Source organism: Mucilaginibacter sp. Mucisp73 (assembly GCF_059491465.1).
Genome location: NZ_CP168507.1, coordinates 6,225,384 through 6,244,016, shown reverse-complemented (window position 1 = coordinate 6,244,016; position 18,633 = coordinate 6,225,384). Strand labels below are relative to the sequence as shown.

16 protein-coding genes are annotated in these 18,633 nt (G+C 43.8%); 9 read left to right on the top strand and 7 right to left on the bottom strand.

Annotation, left to right across the window (positions count from 1 at the left end; all coding sequences use genetic code 11):
* Positions 1-20: 20 nt before the first annotated feature.
* From flxY to ACEN82_RS25910, 7 genes are all read right to left on the bottom strand, one after another.
* Positions 21-1,322 carry a flexirubin biosynthesis putative acyl-CoA ligase FlxY gene (gene flxY, locus ACEN82_RS25940; RefSeq protein ID WP_413322754.1) on the bottom strand — a complete coding sequence of 434 codons (1,302 nt, stop codon included), beginning with the start codon at positions 1,320-1,322 and terminating at the stop codon, positions 21-23.
* Positions 1,319-1,696, bottom strand: a complete 378-nt coding sequence (gene acpS / locus ACEN82_RS25935; RefSeq protein WP_413322755.1) for a holo-ACP synthase — start codon at positions 1,694-1,696, stop codon at positions 1,319-1,321. Before acpS ends, flxY begins: the two co-directional genes overlap by 4 nt.
* Positions 1,693-3,375 (bottom strand): C45 family autoproteolytic acyltransferase/hydrolase, encoded by a 1,683-nt coding sequence (locus ACEN82_RS25930; protein ID WP_413322756.1) that lies wholly within the window; start codon positions 3,373-3,375, stop codon positions 1,693-1,695. The genes acpS and ACEN82_RS25930 overlap by 4 nt, the downstream gene beginning before the upstream one ends.
* A complete protein-coding gene (locus ACEN82_RS25925; protein WP_413322757.1) occupies positions 3,368-4,882 on the bottom strand; it encodes a phytoene desaturase family protein in 1,515 nt (504 codons plus the stop codon). Before ACEN82_RS25925 ends, ACEN82_RS25930 begins: the two co-directional genes overlap by 8 nt.
* The gene (locus tag ACEN82_RS25920; RefSeq protein ID WP_413322758.1) at positions 4,883-8,737 is read right to left on the bottom strand and encodes a 1-acyl-sn-glycerol-3-phosphate acyltransferase; all 3,855 of its coding nucleotides are present in this window, start codon (positions 8,735-8,737) and stop codon (positions 4,883-4,885) included.
* Positions 8,738-8,740: 3 nt separating this feature from the next.
* The gene (locus ACEN82_RS25915) at positions 8,741-9,937 is read right to left on the bottom strand and encodes a DUF2062 domain-containing protein (protein WP_413322759.1); all 1,197 of its coding nucleotides are present in this window, start codon (positions 9,935-9,937) and stop codon (positions 8,741-8,743) included.
* 208 nt (positions 9,938-10,145) lie between these two features.
* Complete coding sequence (locus ACEN82_RS25910) at positions 10,146-10,673, bottom strand: hypothetical protein (protein WP_188834144.1); 528 nt, start codon at positions 10,671-10,673, stop codon at positions 10,146-10,148.
* A 241-nt stretch (positions 10,674-10,914) separates the two neighbouring features.
* On the opposite strand from ACEN82_RS25910, the gene flxA reads away from it, so the two are divergent.
* The 9 genes from flxA (at position 10,915) to ACEN82_RS25865 (ending at position 18,632) form a co-directional block, all read left to right on the top strand.
* Complete coding sequence (gene flxA, locus ACEN82_RS25905; protein WP_413322760.1) at positions 10,915-12,534, top strand: flexirubin biosynthesis tyrosine ammonia-lyase FlxA; 1,620 nt, start codon at positions 10,915-10,917, stop codon at positions 12,532-12,534.
* Positions 12,531-13,259 (top strand): flexirubin biosynthesis SDR family reductase FlxB, encoded by a 729-nt coding sequence (flxB, locus tag ACEN82_RS25900; RefSeq protein WP_413322761.1) that lies wholly within the window; start codon positions 12,531-12,533, stop codon positions 13,257-13,259. Before flxA ends, flxB begins: the two co-directional genes overlap by 4 nt.
* Before the next feature lie 307 nt (positions 13,260-13,566).
* A complete protein-coding gene (locus ACEN82_RS25895; protein ID WP_413323097.1) occupies positions 13,567-14,787 on the top strand; it encodes a beta-ketoacyl-[acyl-carrier-protein] synthase family protein in 1,221 nt (406 codons plus the stop codon).
* An 11-nt stretch (positions 14,788-14,798) separates the two neighbouring features.
* Positions 14,799-15,056 (top strand): acyl carrier protein, encoded by a 258-nt coding sequence (locus ACEN82_RS25890; RefSeq protein ID WP_091222634.1) that lies wholly within the window; start codon positions 14,799-14,801, stop codon positions 15,054-15,056.
* A complete protein-coding gene (locus ACEN82_RS25885; RefSeq protein ID WP_413323098.1) occupies positions 15,056-15,934 on the top strand; it encodes a lysophospholipid acyltransferase family protein in 879 nt (292 codons plus the stop codon). The genes ACEN82_RS25890 and ACEN82_RS25885 overlap by 1 nt, the downstream gene beginning before the upstream one ends.
* Positions 15,931-16,353 (top strand): ApeP family dehydratase, encoded by a 423-nt coding sequence (locus ACEN82_RS25880; RefSeq protein ID WP_413323099.1) that lies wholly within the window; start codon positions 15,931-15,933, stop codon positions 16,351-16,353. Before ACEN82_RS25885 ends, ACEN82_RS25880 begins: the two co-directional genes overlap by 4 nt.
* A gap of 8 nt (positions 16,354-16,361) precedes the next feature.
* Positions 16,362-17,042, top strand: a complete 681-nt coding sequence (locus ACEN82_RS25875; protein WP_413323100.1) for a hypothetical protein — start codon at positions 16,362-16,364, stop codon at positions 17,040-17,042.
* Positions 17,043-17,054: 12 nt separating this feature from the next.
* Positions 17,055-17,480, top strand: a complete 426-nt coding sequence (locus tag ACEN82_RS25870; protein WP_413323101.1) for an acyl-CoA thioesterase — start codon at positions 17,055-17,057, stop codon at positions 17,478-17,480.
* Positions 17,481-17,492: 12 nt separating this feature from the next.
* Complete coding sequence (locus ACEN82_RS25865; protein WP_413323102.1) at positions 17,493-18,632, top strand: beta-ketoacyl synthase N-terminal-like domain-containing protein; 1,140 nt, start codon at positions 17,493-17,495, stop codon at positions 18,630-18,632.
* The last annotated feature ends 1 nt before the right edge of the window (position 18,633 follow it).

Sequence of the window (18,633 nt, the reverse complement as noted above, 5' to 3'; positions counted from 1 at the left end):
CAAATTTAACACATAATCGCTTATTTTCTTCGGTCGATAAATTTAACCGGCTTGCGTACCGCTTCAGGGAATTGTAGTTTCTGCATTTCGTCGGCTTTAAGATAAGTGATATGCGGGCTTACCCTTAAGCGGGCCTGCAAATTAGCGCGGATCTTGCGATCGCATTCATCGGTATAATTAATGGGCAGCAAGTGCAGCAGCACTTCATCCATGCCTATCTCATTGGGATACACTTCGGCTACAAAATCTTTGATCTCTTCCATGCCATTCAGCAGATCAAATAAAGCCGGCGGGTAAAGCGTGGTGCCTTTAAACTTGATCATTTGCTTTTTACGGCCTACTATGGATGACAGCCTGATACTTGTACGCCCGCAGGCACATGGCTCATCAAAATAATGGCAGATATCACCTGTTTTATATCGTAACAACGGCATACCCGCAACACCAAGTGTGGTAATGGTCACCTCGCCCGATTCACCGGGGGCGACGGGGTTGTTCTGTTCATCCAATACTTCAACTATCAATAGCTCCGGTTGGTGATGTCCACCCCTGCCTTCGCCGCATTCGGTAAAAGCGGTCTGCATTTCGGTAGAGGCATAGGTTGAATACAGCTTGATATCCCAGGCTTCGGTGATCTTTTGACCTAAAATATTCAGGCTGAAATCAGTATTGCGGATGTTCTCGCCAATGCAAACAGCTTTTTTTACCGATGATGTATTGATATCGATATCATGCTCCTGCGCAAAATGGATCAGCTTTAAAATAAAAGAAGGTACCGCTACAATGGCCGTAGGTTTTAACCTCAAAATAGTTTCCCATTGCAGGGATGGCACACCAGGACCAAGCCTGATAATCCCCGCCCCTATTTTGCGGATGCCCGAATAATAGGCCATTCCGGCCATAAATTGCCTGTCGAGCGTAAGCATGAGTTGGTACAGGTCGGCCGCCGAGCCTTCGGCACAGGTAAAGGAATTATACTCGTTATAAGCAAGCCGTTCCAAATCATTTTCAGTAAGGGCAATAGTTACCGGGCTGCCTAAAGTGCCGGAGGTGGAACTGTACTCAATGATCCTGCCCCTATCCACACATAAAAAATCATCATTACGTTTTTGCAGGTCTTCTTTAGTGGTGGTCGGGATCAAGCGCAGGTCATCAAGCGTTTTGACCTCGTTGATATCGATCTGATGTGCTGCGAAAAGGTTTTTATAAAAAGGCGAGTTTTGGCTGAGGTAAGCGAGCAACTCCTGCAGCTTTCGCTCCTGGTATTTTACAACCTCATGTTTGGGTTGGAGTGCTAATGGTTCAGGGTGTTGTGTTATCACTGTTCAATAATTACCACGGCCGATGCCATTGTTTTTAAATGGGTTAATGATACGGAAATTTTTAACGGCCCGTTACGGTTAATCACTCCCGCGCTTTCGCCGATAGGTTCTAAAATGGGCTTGCCGTTTTCATCATTGCTGATCTCAATTTCGTTAAAGGCGGTATCTTTTAGCCAGCCCGTGCCCAGTGCTTTAAAAAAAGCCTCTTTGGCGGCAAAGCGGGCGGCATAATGCTGATACTTATTGGTCTTGCTCTCACAATAGGCTATCTCCTTTGCCGAAAAAACCAATTCACGGAAGCCCTGCTCTTTGGCGATGTTGCTTTGCACACGCTCCACCTCTATCATATCAATACCTACACCTAAAACTGTCATGAGCTTAACTTTTTAGTACATTTTTCAACCTGCTTCTTGATATAGTTTTCCTCGTTTACGGTGGCAATTACTTTGGTTAAAGCCGTTTTGTAATACCCGAGGGCTTTTTTATACTCGTTATGTTTAAACGAGTAATCACCGGCAATCACATACGCGTGGTAAAACTGAGGGTTACTGGCTACCACACTATCCGGATTGATAACGCCGCCGTCATAAGCTTTTTGCTTTAGGGTACGGAAAGTTATAAAATCATGATAAGCCTTGGTATTCAAAAATGGATCTGGTTTAATGGAGAGCGAGCTATCAATAATTTCATGATCAGTTTGCATGCCCTTCATCGCAAATATCTTTTTCAAATCGTAAGCCACAAACTGCCCCAATTGCCATGGCGAGGTTGATACCCAAACCAGCAGCTTTTGTGGCTCAAACACTACCGAGTGGTGCGCTATCAATTGGTTCAGCGCTTTCTCGTTGCCCATACCAATATCTTCACCGTGCAGGCCCTGGCGGTTGCGCAAAATATCAACTGTTTTTTGCACGGTGTTCTTGCCTTCGGCATTCAGCAGTTCCATTAAACGCTGGTAACGATAGGGCGAAGCGCTATTGCTTAGTTGTACCAGGTTTTCTTTAGAGTGTGCCAGTCCTTTGCTTTGAAAATGATTGGCGCAAACAATATAGTTTTGGCGAGGATCATACACATCCAGCGTATCGGGTGTTTTCTCGATCACTACGGCCTTGTTATCTTCGGCCGAAGCTACCAGGAAAGATTCGGACACAAACATTTTGCGTTTTTTGGCTATCGCGATGGCCTCTTTAATGTTTTGGGCGTATTGCAAGATCTCACGGGCCACTAAAGATACTGGTGTAGCTGAGCCTGATGGGATATTGGTTTTATCAGCGTTGATGGTAACGCTCAGGCCTTTTTCGTTCATGCCGGATACCGCGCCTACGAAGCCGCCCCAGGTTATGGTCATGAATTTATGCCCTTCGAATGGATTGAAGAATGCCACTATTTTATCATGCGCAAAATTATCGCCTACATAAAAATCAAAGTTCCGACCTACGATCATGGTACCATCGGCCGAGCGATCATTCCAGGTACCGAACGAGGTGCAGCCCACCAGCGCCATGCTCTGCAAAGCGTGACCGATATCATGTGCAGCATGGTAATTCAGGATGCGCTGGTAATTGGAGCCGATAAACTGGTATTTATCCGATGCCGATTTAGAAATGCCGTAGATTTCCTCCTTATATTCTTCGCTTACGTTCTTAGCCAAATCGCGGTTAAACCAGGCTATAAAATACTTCAGGAACGACAGGTAGGACTTTGAGGGGATGATCTTATTGATCTGATCGGTAAAATAAACCTCCTGATTTACCACCAGCTCTTTGCTCAGTTTGCCATTAATTACCCCGCGCTCAAAAGGCTTACCCTCTACATACATTTCAAACAAACCACTCTTACTTTTCCGGAACCAGTTGTTATTAATGGTATAAAACCCCGGCGAAGTTTCTTTTCGTTGTAATTGCAGGCTACTCAAGTCGACAGGTTTGGGCGGGTAATCGATAGCTACGCAGTACAGGTAAATAAAACCGATCAGCAGCAAGCCCACAAACACAAGGCCTGTATACAACAACCTTTTCCCAAACCGCTTCCAGCTAAATTTCCTGTTACGCATTTCTTATTTTATCTATCAGATCATCATTGCCCAACAAAGCGCAACAGGTTACAATCCCGCTCATGGCGGCGCCTAAAATTCCATGTAAATTAAGGTTTTGCCCAGTGAAGTACAAATTAGGCAGTTTGGTACGCGGCGAAATGAACGTTTTCAGCGGGTGTTTATAATCCTTGGCAATGCCATAAAGCGAACCATCATCATTACCAATATAATCACGATATGAGAGCGGCGTGGCGGTGTAGTATGAATGCACCTTATCCCTTAAACCCGGAAATTTCAGTTCTACATCATCCAGCAAAACGTCGGCTTTCCGCTTTTTAAATTGTTCATAGGTTTCCCCGCGGTAAGCCTCGTCAGATACCGTATTGAAAGTATCTTCCCAGGGCTTTACTTCTTCATAACGCATATAGGCCAGTATGGTCATGCCATCAGCGTATTCTTTATTTTTTGAGGATGGAGTCATGAACACGGCATAACCCAGCGGCCAGTTTTGCTGCGTATAATCGGCCATGTGCCATACCTGTCCGTCCTTAAAACTATAAACGTTGTGGCTAAAGTATTTGAAAGTATCTTTCTTAAATACGATGTTAATGGTAAACGACGATACGGAGTTTTCCAGGCTTTTCAACCGGTTACGGTACACGTTCTTGATTATCTGCGAGTCCGTCATCTCCAATGTTTTTACCGGGTGAATGTTGGATATAAAATGACCGGCAAACAGCTTTTCGCCATGCTGCAGTTCAACATGCGTTATTTTACCATCCTGCTCCACCAGTTTTTTTACGGCTTTATTCCGGATGATAACGCCGCCCCTGTCGCGGATATTGCGGGCAATCAGTTTAGCAATCTGCGAACCGCCGTCAACACATTTCCATGAGCTTTCAATGTAGCTGTTGAGGATGAGCGCATGAACGTACAGCGGCGTTTTATCAGCCTGCCCGGCGTACAAGGAGTTATTCCCGGCCAGTACCTGCTGCAGTTTTTTATTATTGGTGATAGATGCCAGGAAAGCTTCAGTATCTACTTCCAGCACATCGGCCTTTTCATAAAAATCATCCGATGAGCGCAGGTTATACAACGGGAATTTATCACAAACCTCTTTCAGTTTATCGCAATAGGCTCGTAAAGCAGGTTCTTCATCCGGGAAATAAACCAACAGCTGTTTGATGAAATTATCATAGCCCTGAGCCTGGGGATATTCAACCGGATCGTTATCGATCACGATCTTATCAAAGGCATCGAGGCTTTGCTTTTCCAACTTCAGGTCATCAATAATATCGATATACTTAAAGATCTGGTACAGGTTCTGCCCTTTATCAAGCCCACCAAGATAATGAACACCTGAGTCAAAGATCACCCTATCGCGCACATAGGTTTGCAGCGAGCCGCCAAGCTGCTTGTTTTTTTCAACAACACAAACCCGGTAACCTTCACGACCGAGCATATCGGCGCAAATCAGGCCGCCCATGCCGCTGCCAACGATCAGTACATCAAACTTATCCTCCATTTAAACCGGCTGTCCTTCCTTTTTGATCACAAAAATAATATTTGAGGTGTACTTTGTGTTGTCGATCTCGGCGACTGAAAGATTATGCGCTGCCGCTATGTCCCGCAGCATTTTCCCCGAAAGGAACGAAAGACCATTTGCTCCCGTTTTATTAAAGCCAAGCAATTTGGTCGAAAAAGTTTCGGTGAGCTCCGTTCCCTTATGCCTTTCCTCCATATCCTTATTGCCATCCCTGATGATGAGCATGCCACCAGGATTTAAATTGGCAATGCATTTTTCAATCAATTGTTTTTGCTCCTCGGGCGGCAAATAGTGCAGCATATCAGCCATGATAATGACATCGTATCGCTGCATTTCAAATTGCAGGGCATCGGCATAAACAAAATTGATATTCTCCGTTTTTCCAAAGCAATTGGCTGCCACCTCTATCTTTTCCTCATCATAATCAACCCCAGTAAACTTGCGCCCCGGCGCTGCAAAATGCAGCATGTAGGGCATAAAGCCATAACCGCAACCCAAATCAAGCATTTTGCCCTGGTTAGGCAGCAGGTCATGAAATACCTGGTAATTTTTTTCCAAACGTACTTTAATGCGCATATACCATTCCAGCACCGGGCCTTTGTACAGGTAGTTATAAAACAGTTGCTCTTTAAAATAAGCTGGTTGCTCAATTTCGGTGCTTAGCTTTTGATATTCTTCTTTAAAATAACGGCTGATATTTTTGGTACGCTCCGCATAGCCTGTACCGAATGAAGCATCACCGGCAGCAATACGAGGCAGGTATTTTATGGTTATTGTGCCATTCTTCAGCAGGAAATCACCTTTGGTCATGTTGTAGCCTGTTCCGTGCAGTATAATGGGCAATATGTCCATACCCAGTTGCTCGGCCAAAAAGAAAGCCCCTTTATGAAAACGCTTCATTTTACCATCGGGCGAGCGGCTGCCTTCAGGAAAAATCACCATCGAATAGCCCTGCTTCACTTTTTCAGCCAGCTCATCAATATTCTGCTCCACTCCCTCGGCTACCGGAAAATAACCGGCCATCCGCACCACTGCGCCAAATACCGGCGAATTCCATACCCAATGATTGGTAAACAAGATCAGCTTAGGGTGCTGCATGATCAGCACCAAAATATCTAAAAACGATTGGTGATTACTGATCACCACGGCAGGCTTCTCAAACTTGTCCTTATCCACCACACGCTTACGCAGGTTAGGCATAATGTACATCATCGACCAGCAAAACTTAGACAGGATAGCATGATATACGAATTTGCTCCTTTCGCCTTTAAAAGGATTAAGCTTGATCAAAACCAAACCGATCAGGCTCGACAACAAACATCCGCTTACGAAGTAAGTAAAGGCAAAAACGGAGATCACGAAACCGTTCAAAGTCCAGGGAAATTGTTTTTTTCGCACCCGGTTCCTTATAAGCAGGTTAAATAAAAACGGGATCAGAATCTGGGCCATCACCACCACGCAAACTATGCCGATGATGGAGATCAACGCGATAGAACGCAAGGCCGGGTGTTTGGCAAAGATCAGCACCCCCAAACCCACAACCGTAGTAATGGCTGATAGAAAGATGGACGACTTGTATGACGATAAATTCTTTTTGCCCGTTTTATATTCCTGCAGCAACCCATCCATAATAAACAGACTGTAATCATCGCCCAAACCAAATATCAGTGCCGATATAATGATGTTCACGATATTGAACTGGATGCCCAACAAACCCATCAACCCTAAAATCCAGATCCAGGAAATAAACATCGGAATAAAAGAAACCAACGTAAGTTCGATACGCCCGTAAGTAAGCAGCAGCACCGTAAACACCAGCAATGACGACATGATGGCGATGCTGGTGAAATCATTATTAATGATACCAACAAAACGGTTTGTTAAGTATTGCTTATCAACAACAGTAACATTTGGCGAATTTTCGAACAGGCTGTACAGCCTGGCTTTATCCTGTTCGGCTATTTTAACCAGTGTAATCACCCCTGCCCGGCCCGGCCGCTCGGTTATGTAATCATCCAACAAACTTTTCCGGATGCCGGCCATTTCATCCTGGCCAACTGGTTTAAAGTTTTTATTGATGAGTTCGTAAAAATGATCAAAAGCAGATAGTTTAAAACCTAAGGCAGCGCCTTCATTAACCAATACAGCCATTAACTGCTGTTTTTTTGCAGGTGTCCAGTAGTTATTCCAACGGGCAATTCGGGCTTTTTGCAGCGAATCGGAAATAATGAGTGATGATACACCGGAGTATTTTTTGACGATGTTCTTTTCTTTCAGTAATTCTATCTGTGCCGAGAGCTTTTCGTTAGTCCGGAGCGCATCATCTAATGTTTTGCCTTCAGCCAGGAAATAAACCGATTGCAGGGCGTATTTATTAATAGCGTTCAGTTTGGCTTCGGACGCTTTGAGTTTATCGGTCATGAAATTCATGCGGTTCATATCCGTTTCAAAGCTTACGTTCCGGGCAGTATAGCTAAATACTACGGTAAGAATGACAATAGTTGAAATAATAAACTTATTGTACTCGGGGTTATAGGCCGATAATCTGTCTATCCACGAAAGCTGCGCTGTATGCTGATCTTGTTCTTTTTTGGAGGCGATAAAATGCGGCAGGAATACCAGCGAGCAAAACGAAGCGCCGATTAAGCTAAAGGCCGCAAACAGACCGAGATCTTTCAGCATTTCCGACTTTACAAATTCCAGGCACAAGAAACCGCCGATGGTTGTAAAACTCCCCACGGTAAGCGGCATAGCCAAATCGCGGATCACCTGCTCAATACTGCGGGTATGCCTGTAATGGTTAAACACATGCAGCGAGTAATTAACCGCAATCCCCAACACCACCGAACCAGTACCTAAAGCTATTACCGAAATACTGCCTTTTACAAAATACACCACCGCCAGCGAAAACAGCGCGCCGAAAAGCACTGGCACCAGTATCACTACCGGGGCCCGCTTTTTCCTGAAATAAAATCCCAGGAATACAATCAGGAAAACCACTGTAATGCCCTGCGTAAACATGGAGTCCCTGCGCAATTGCAAGGCGTTGCCTACCGATACAGCCGTAGTACCGAAGTAGCTACAGTTAACCGTTTTAAAGTTTTTAGTTTGTAAACTATCGATAACCTGGTCGATGCCTTTAAGCATTATCGCGTTCTCGCCGGTGTTATTGGGCGAATATTGGGGCGTGATGAACAGCAACAGGTTTTTGTGATCTTTGGTCATCACGTAGCTATCGTACAGTTCAAAATTTTCGTCGTATTGCAGCTGCTGTAATTTTTTGAGGCCAAGGTACGAGATGCCAACAGGGTCGGCGCTGATCATGCTTTTTAGTGCCAGTCCCGCGGGCGAAGTTAGCGTACGCAAATCGCGGGCAAGAGTTTCTTTTACCTGATCGGGGCGGATAAGTGTGTCAATATTTAAATAGTCACGCTCGGTAAGATAAATAGGAAGGTTTTTATTAATAGTGCCGAAAAGCGCCAGCACCAACCCGTCATCAACCTTTGCATTGATCTTACTTACATACCGTGGAAGTTTTTGCTGAACGATTTCGGTAAAATTATCGGCAAAGGCTATAAGGCTATCGGGCTGCTGTTGTGTGGAATCTTTTAACGATACCATCACTACCAGCTTATCAACAAACTTGGAGTTTTGAAAAATATAGTTGAGTTTCTCTATCTTTTTATCCTTCGGCAGTATTTTGGAAATATCTTCCTCAAACCTTATCCGCGAAGCAAAAAAACCGATAAGCACAAAACTTAACGCAAACACTGTATAAAACAACGGCTTGCGGGCATTGAAATAATTATAGATACCTACCAGGATTTTTTCCATGAATTACAGGGCGGGGACTGGCCTCCGCTTAAACAGCTTCAATAACGCAAAAGTGAGCAATCCTGCTATAATACCCGCAAAAATTGCCAGCGAAATGCTGCCGTAAAGATATTGTTCCAAATGTTCGCCGATCGATTTAAGCGAAATTTTATCCAATGGGATATCCACATCCTTGCCGCCCATCCATAGGCTACCGGTTTTATAACTCAGAAAAATAATAACCGGGATCATGGGCGCAACGCTGATGTGGGCTGCCGTAACCACGATGGCTTTATTGAGCCTGAACAAAAAGGCCAGCGAAATAGCCACCAATAACTGGAAACCCCAGATAGGCACAATCCCCATAAAAACGCCAAAAGCTACAGATTTAGCTTTTAACTGATGCGAGTGTTCAGGGTTAAAAAACAGGTTTTTGAGCATTAGCTTAGCTTTTTTTTTATCAAAAAGCGTCCTGAAAAAATCGCGGGGTTTGATGTATGCGAAAGTTATAATAACCAATATAGTATTAAGCACACTGATCCTTGAAAAATCCTGAAAGGGGCGAAAATGCGATACCCGTATTTCTTTCGGGGCATAATAAACCTTTACCGGAACCCAATCTATCTTGATACCTTTCCAGGCGGCACGAACTATTACCTCTATTTCAAACTCGTATTTACGGGTGATGAATTTGCTGTTTTTTAGCAGGTGAATCGGGTACAAACGATAACCCGATTGCGTATCCGGACATTTAATGCCTGTCTCCACCCAAAACCAAAAGTTAGAAAACTTATGCCCGAAACTGCTTTTACCCGGCACCGACGATTGCTCCATATTACGCGAACCTATGATCAGCGAATCCGGTTCCTGTTCCAGTTTTTCTATAAAAGCAGGCAGGTCTGCAGCAAAGTGCTGCCCGTCCGAATCAATGGTGATAGCGTGTTGGTAACCCTGCTCGGCAGCAAATTCAAAAGCTTTGCGCAGGGCCCAGCCTTTTCCCACATTTTGGGTATAACTAACTAATTGTATTTGCGGGAACGACTGGATAATGGCAGGAGTACTATCAGTAGAGCCATCATTTACCACAATAACCTGATCGGTATAAGCTAACACATCGGTAATAACAGCGGGCAGCGTACCCTGGTTATTATAGGTGGGTACAATAACGCATACCTGTAATTGTTTAAACTTTGCCTGTATAAGTTCTAAATTATCCATCATATATCATTCAATCGCACGTACCGGCTTCAGTCCAGGTTTTTATCAATGAGTTTTGTGGGTTTACGTTTAATACTTTACAAAAGTATTGTTTCAGGTTAAATTAAACGTTAAATTTTTGTTGGGAGTATACTAAAAATCATATCGTTACCTTAACTCCCGCTTAAGGCAACTTTGCAGTGTATTCAACAGCGAAAATACGGTCTATTAATTAGAACAAAAAAAGCATTGTAAGTCCTAACCATGTTCCTATATAAATTAACATGATAAGATAGTCAGCGCCGCTTACTCTCTTATTTTCAATCAAATCGGGACCACCACCTTTTGCAGGTACAACAAATTCTCGTCTCTGAGCTTTCATACTCAAATATCTCAGAAATTGAAAGAGCAACAGCAAAGGAATCGTATTGATAAGTAATCTGGAAGGATATCCTCGTACCATTTGCAATTCGGCATCCCCTTTAAGATATAGATACAGTATAAAATGTATTACGCCAAACAATAGCCAGATTAGATACACTTGGAAATTTCTTAGTGATACATACAGAAAAATATATGAAAATAGCTGTGTTAACATGGCGTAGAAAATTATTGCTACTTGCCTGCCTTCTGTGCTTAAAATGAATCGGGACAACGCAATACCCAAAGTTATTGCCGCGTAAATTATTATTAAAACTATTTCCCAAGGCTTTAGTGGTTCATAATGAATGAATGTTTTTTGCACTTTGGCTTTTCTCATTTTGTAATAAGGTAAGAGATCAAAGTTATTAATTTTCTCCTCTTATTCACACCACGTATATCATTGCCAGGAGGAACGACGAAACGATCGCATGCGATACACGGCGGCCCTGCTTCTGTGCGATTGCTGCGCTATCAATGATATGATTTTGGTATATCGTTCCACACAATACCTCCCTTCCCTAAACCGTTTAATAACCGTTCCTAAATCCGAACATTTACCTTATTTTCGCCCTGATTTTGTGGAAACGATTAATCAAACCTTATTAAATAAAACTACTGTGCCCATACTACAGGTTGGAGGAAAAACCCTTACACTGGATGATTTTTACCAGGTAATTTTCAATAACGCCATGATTGCTCCTGACGAACAGGCGCTGTTAAACGTAGAAGCCAGCTTTGATTTTCTTGGCAATTTTTCATCTAACAAGCTTATTTACGGCATCAATACAGGCTTCGGCCCGATGGCGCAATACAAGGTGAGCGATGAAAACCGCCTGCAATTGCAGTACAATCTCATCCGCAGCCATGCTTCGGGCGGCGGCGGTTTGATGCAACCCCAACTGGTGAAAGCCTTGATGCTTGCCCGGCTTAACAGCTTTATGCAGGCGCACTCCGGTGTGCACCCCGAACTCGTAAACCTGCTTGCCGAACTCATCAATAAAAACGTCACCCCGTGCATATTGGAACACGGCGGCGTAGGTGCCAGCGGCGACCTGGTACAGTTAGCCCACCTTGCACTGGTTTTAATTGGCGAAGGCGAGGTGATTTATAATGGAGAGGTACAACCAACTGCTTCCGTTTTTGAACAGCTAAACATTAAACCACTGCAAATCCACATCCGCGAGGGCCTGGCCATTATCAACGGTACATCAGCTATGACGGGGATTGGTTTGCTGAATATTATCCGTGCTAAAAAACTGCTGGGCTGGTCGGTGATGTTATCGGCCATGATCAACGAGGTGGTGGGTGCTTTTGATGACCATTATTCGCACGAGCTAAACAGGGTTAAACATCATACAGGTCAAAATGCTATTGCCGCGCAATTGAGGGAAATCCTGAAGGATAGCCAAATGACCCGCAGCCGCTCAGAGCATTTATACAATCCCGAAAATATTGATCAGGAAGTTTTTGAGGATAAGGTGCAGGAATACTACTCGCTTCGTTGTGTTACGCAAATTCTCGGTCCGGTGTATGATACAATTGCTCAGGCAGAAAGCGTGGTTGTAGATGAACTGAATTCCGTAAACGACAACCCAGTTATCGATCACGAAAACCATAACATCTTCCACGGTGGTAATTTCCATGGGGATTATGTTTCGCTGGAGATGGATAAACTTAAAATTGCCGTTACAAGGCTTTCTATGCTGTCCGAAAGGCAGCTGAATTATCTGCTAAACGATAAGCTGAACCAGAAATTCCCACCATTTTTAAATTTAGGGGTACTGGGTTTCAACTTCGGGATGCAGGGAATGCAGTTCACGGCTACCTCAACCGTTGCCGAAAACCAAACCCTTTCGTACCCCATGTACGTACACAGTATCCCAAACAATAATGATAACCAGGATATTGTAAGCATGGGTTGTAATGCGGCATTGTTAACAAAAAAAGTGATCGATAACAGTTTCGAGGTACTGGCTATCCAGGCTATGACGCTGCTGCAGGCTGTCGATTACCTTGATTGCGCAAACAAGCTATCTACCCAAACCAACAAAGTTTATACCGGCTTGAGGGCTATATTCCCTACATTTATTGAGGACAAACCCAAATACCAGGATCTGCAGCAAGTAAAAGCTTATTTTGAAACGGCCGAAATATTTCCTGAATTTATTAAACCTTTTAACACCAAAAATATCATATGAAATGTGCATTAGTAACCGGCGGCTCAAGAGGAATTGGCAGGGCCATTTGCTACAAAATGGCCGCTATGGGTTATTATGTACTGGTTAACTATAAAGGCAACATCGACGAAGCCAACAATACCCTCGCCCAGATCAGGAAGAATGGCGGCGATGGCGAGCTGTTGCAATTTAATGTTGCCGATAAGAACGATATCCAACAAAAATTAGGCAACTGGATAGAAACCAATACCGAAAAGTACATTGAAGTTTTAATAAACAACGCCGGCGTTAAAGACGATGGCCTGATGATGTGGATGACGGACCAGCAATGGGATGGGGTAATAAATACGAGCCTAAGCGGCTTCTTTTACGTTACGCGTTTAGTCCTTAACGGAATGCTGGTTAAAAAATACGGCCGGATTTTGAACGTGGTTTCGCTTTCAGGGTTAAAAGGCTTGCCGGGACAGGTGAATTATTCGGCAGCCAAAGCAGGTGTTATCGGTGCAACTAAGGCATTGGCGCAGGAGGTTGGTCGCAGGGGGATTACGGTAAATGCTGTAGCACCGGGGTTCATTGCTACCGATATGACTGCCGGGCTTGATGAAAAGGAACTTAAAGCGATGGTGCCATTAAAAAGATTTGGCACACCGGAAGAGGTTGCCCATGCGGTAGGATTTCTGGCTTCGCCGGAAGCTGCTTATATTACAGCTGAGGTGCTTTCGATAAATGGAGGACTGTATTCGTAACAAACGGAAAAAAACCACCTAATCTTGCGCTCGTTTGCAACGAGCGCTTAACATGGTTTGGCGATTGCATCGCCAGTATCGCGTTACAAACGCTATCCCTGTTCTTGCTTTTATTTGCGGGTAACAAACACAAGAGTAATTAACTCTTAATATAAACTTAATTATAAGCTATTAAGATACAGGTATTTTAATAGCCGAAATTTGGAACATTAAACGAGCGCTATACATACAAAAACCAGATTAAGTTCTATTTTTTTGTATTTTTATCACATTTTGTTGACTATGTACTATCAGTTTTTGCTCAAATATGAATAGGGTTGTGATAACAGGGATGGGTATCTATTCGTGTATTGGGAAAAATCTTGATGAAGTTAAGGAATCCCTTTATACCGGCAGGTCGGGCATTGTATATGATGCTATCCGTAAAGATTTTGGCTACCGCTCGGGCCTTACCGGCGCGGTTGAAAAGCCCAACCTTAAAGGTACGCTTGATCGCCGGGCGCGTATCATGTTGCCCGAGCAAGGCGAATATGCATATATAGCCACCACCGAAGCATTACAGCAGGCAGGTATCGATGCCGATTACATCGCCCAAACCGATGTAGGCATTTTATACGGTAACGACAGTACTGCCAAAGCTGTTATCGAAACCACAGATATCATCCGCGAGAAAAAAGACACCATGCTCATTGGTTCTGGTGCGGTTTTTCAAACCATGAACTCTACTGTTACCATGAACCTGGCTACCATATTCAAGCTGCGCGGTGTCAATTTTACCATCAGCGCGGCTTGCGCCAGTGGTTCGCATTCTATAGGTATGGGTTACCATCTTATCAAAAGCGGTATGCAGGACTGCATTATTTGCGGCGGCGCACAGGAACTCAGTCATTATTCAATGGGCAGTTTTGATGCGCTTTCGGCATTTTCTGTACACGAGGCCGACCCTGCTAAAGCCTCCCGCCCGTTCGATCGTGACCGCGACGGATTGGTTCCAAGCGGCGGAGCAGCTACCGTGATTTTGGAAAGCCTGGAATCGGCCCTAAAACGAGGCGCTACTATTTTTGGCGAGATTGTTGGTTATGGTTTTTCATCAAATGGGGGGCATATTTCAAACCCAACGGTTGAAGGGCCGGTACGCTCGTTGAATATGGCATTAAAAGATGCCGGCATACCGGCTTCAGAAATTGACTATATCAATGCTCATGCCACCTCTACCCCTGCCGGTGATGCCAGCGAGGCTAAAGCCATTGATGAGGTTTTTGGCGATTATAAGCCCCTGGTAAGTTCAACCAAATCCATGACCGGTCATGAGTGCTGGATGGCGGGTGCAAGTGAGATCGTTTATTCGATGCTGATGATGCAAAACTCGTTCGTGGCGCCTAACATTAACTTTGAAAACCCCGACGAGGATTCGGCGAAACTTAACATCGCTACTGAAACCGTCGAGAAAAATATAGATACATTCCTGTCAAACTCATTTGGGTTTGGCGGCACAAATTCGTCCCTGATTATTAAAAAATATATTTAAACTAAGCCATTATGCAAATTGAAGAGATCATAGAAAAAATCAACAGCTTCCTTGCCGAAGAATTTGAGGTTGATGCAGATAAAATGGTGCCCACAGCAAATCTGAAAGAAACCCTCGACCTTGACAGTCTTGATTATATCGACCTTGTTGTAGTAATTGAAAGCAATTTTGGGTTCAAAGTAAAACCCGAAGATTTTACGGGCATTGTTACCTTCCAGGATTTTTACGATTACGTACTATCGCGCGTACAACCTAAGGAGCTTGCATAATGCCCGCCTGGCAGGGAAAATCAAAAGGCAATACCCTTGGCTACCGCATTTTTGTAAGCGTTTTAAAAACAGCCGGTGTAATGCCGGCCTATTTTATGCTGAGGTTTGTGGCGCTTTATTACTTCCTGTTTTCGTGGCAAACATCAAAAGGAACATATTACTATTTCCACAAGCGGCTCGGTTTCGGCAAAGTAAAATCAATATTCAAGCTTTACCGCAACTATTACCTGTTTGGGCAAAGCATTATTGACAAAGTGGTGATCATGTCGGGTATTCCCAACAAATTCACTTTCAACTTTGACGGGATCGACAACCTACGGCAGATTGCCGCCATGAACAAGGGCGGATTACTGCTTAGCTCGCACATTGGCAGCTGGGAAATAGCAGGCGAACTGCTTGATCATATAAACACCCGCATTAACATTGTAATGTTTGATGGCGAAGACAGGCAGATCAAGCAATACATGGATTCGGTAACCGGCGAGCGGAAAATAAACATCATTGTCATCAAAAACGACCTGTCGCACATATTTAAAATAAACGCGGCATTTCAGAACAATGAGCTGGTTTGCATGCATGCCGACAGGTATATTGAGGGCAATAAAACCATAACAAGGGAGTTTTTAGGTGAGGATGCCAAATTTCCGGCAGGGCCGTTTGTAATGGCCGAAAAATTTAAAGCGCCGGTAACGTTTGTTTACGCACTAAAAGAAAGCGCATTGCATTACCACTTTTTCGCCAGTCCGGTAAAGGATTATTCGGATTTGGGCAGAGGCAAAAGCATGGAACAACTGGCAAATGATTTTATAACCAGCTTTGAAAACAAGGTAAAAACGTACCCTGAGCAGTGGTACAACTATTATAATTTTTGGCAATGACCTTACCAACACAGGATATTTTAACATTGATACCACAGCGCCCTCCATTTGTAATGGTTGATGAACTGGTATCGTCAACTGATGATACTACAGTAACCACGCTGTTGGTATTGCCTGATAACACTTTGGTAAGCGATGGCGAATTAAGCGAAGCCGGACTGACCGAAAACATAGCCCAAACCGCCGCCGCTGGTGCCGGGTATGCCGCTCAGCAATTAGGCAAACCTGTACAGCCGGGCTTTATCGGTGCGGTAAAAAACCTGGAAGTATTTGCTTTACCAAAAGTTGGCGATACCATAGAAACCGAAGTAAAAATTGAAAACCAGGTTTTCGATGTTACCATCATCAAAGGAAAAATTACTTGCAAAGACATAACGATAGCCCAATGCGAAATGAAAATATTTATTCAACCACAATAATATCAACCATGAAAAAAAACGCAATTAAACTGAGTTTACTGATACTTTTATTAACCGCGTTCTTAAAACCGGCATCTGCCCAAACCAAAGCAGAGGTATTCGATAAAAAAACCCCGATAACCAAAGCAGAGGTATTCGATAAAAAAACCCCGATAACCTGGTTAGGTATGGATTTTTCACAAATGAAATTCATTGGTTCGGAAGAAGCTTACAGACGGGAGGTGATCAATGCCGAATTTGTTGGCAAATACATCCCCCTATGGGAAAATTTCTTTCTAAAAGAACCTAAAAAATATAACCCAGCCAGGGCGGTTCACCGCGATACCGTTCATTTTGCAATGAATGTTACCGAAAAAGTTAACAACGCACTTACCAAAAACTTCTTTGATACTGATCCCGGTCATTTCAAAACGCTGACCGAAAAAGATATTGATGCATTGATTAAAAACTATGATTTTTTAGGTAATAAAGGCATCGGTATGTTGCTGATTGTTGAAGGCATGGATAAAGGGCGGGCGCAAGGAGGCGCCTGGGTAACTTTTGTTGATATGGATAAGAAAACGGTTTTATATACCGTTTTCCGCACCGGCAACAGCCGTGGATTTGGTTTTAGAAATTACTGGGCACACCCATGGCCGGTAATCCTGGACGATTTTGGCGCTGATTTCGATCTTTTCAAAAAATACTAAGCCCCTAAGGTTTTGCAGCAATCGCTAATAAATACTATTGAGATTGAAGTCAAATTCAGTGACGTGGATATGCTGGGCGTGGTTTGGCATGGCAACTATATTCGATATTTTGAGGATGGCCGCGAGGCGTTTGGCAAGCAATATAGCCTGGGTTATATGGATGTATATAACGCGGGCTACGTTGTGCCTATAGTTAACGTAAATTGTGATTATAAGCGCTTTTTGCGGTACGAGGATAAGGTGATCATCGAAACCACCTACACCCCTACCGAGTCGGCGAAGATCAATTTTACTTACAGGTTACTCAACGCCCAAACCGGCGAACTTATCGTTAAAGGATCGACAACACAGGTTTTTGTTCGCCGTGATAATTTTGAACTGCAACTCACCAACCCGGATTTTTTTCTGGATTGGAAACAACAACAAGGTTTGATATAACAGAACGCCGTGATGAAGAAGGTTTACCTTGTTGCCGATAATGTTTACTCGCCGTTAGGGGCTACCACCACTCAAAACTTTGAGCACCTGGTTAACGGCGTTTCAGGCGTGAGGCAACACGACGACAAAGCCCTGTCTGACGATCCTTTTTTCGCATCGCTATTTGAAAAAGTATATTTTCAAACCGATGAATACTGCACCAAATTCGAGCACCTTCTCATCGCTTCGTTAACCGAAACCTTACATGGAGTCGATAAAAATATATCCGATAAAAAAACTGTTCTGATTATTTCCAGTACCAAAGGCAACATCAGTCTGCTGGAAACGGAGCAAGCGGGCCCTGAACTGGATGAGCGCATTGCCCTGCATTCATCAGCAAAAAAAATAGCCCGACATTTTGGTTTTGTAAACGAGCCAATAATAGTTTCACATGCCTGTATTTCCGGTTTGGTAGCTATGATAACCGGGATGCGGCTGATCCAATCCGGGCAGTACGACCATGCAGTTATAGCCGGGGCAGATGTGATTTCCAAATTTGTGCTTTCGGGCTTCCAATCTTTTCAGGCCGTTAGTCCGGGATTATGCAAGCCATTTGATGCAGATCGTGACGGTATCAATTTGGGCGAGGGCGCGGCTACGGTTATTCTATCTACAGACAAACCAACCGGAGAAGCTATTGAATTAGTTTCGGGTGCAATAAGCAATGATGCCAATCATATTTCAGGCCCATCACGCACCGGCGAAGAATTATATTATGCCATCAATAAAGCGATGGATGCTGCCGGTTTAAAGCCTCAGGATATTGATTTTATATCTGCCCATGGTACCGCGACCGTTTATAACGACGAAATGGAAGCAAAGGCTGTAACGCTGGCCGGTTTGCAGCATGTTCCACTCAATAGCCTGAAAGGTTTTTACGGGCATACTTTGGGCGCTTCGGGATTGATAGAGGCCATCGTTTCCGCTCAATCATTAAAGCAAAATACCATCATTCCTACCAAAGGCTTTAGCAAACAGGGCGATGCTAACCCGGTAAATGTTTGCAGCCAACTGATATCAACGCCACTTAACAGTTGCCTCAAAATAGCCTCTGGCTTTGGGGGATGTAATGCGGCCATAATTTTAACCAAATCACAACAGGATATTTTATAAC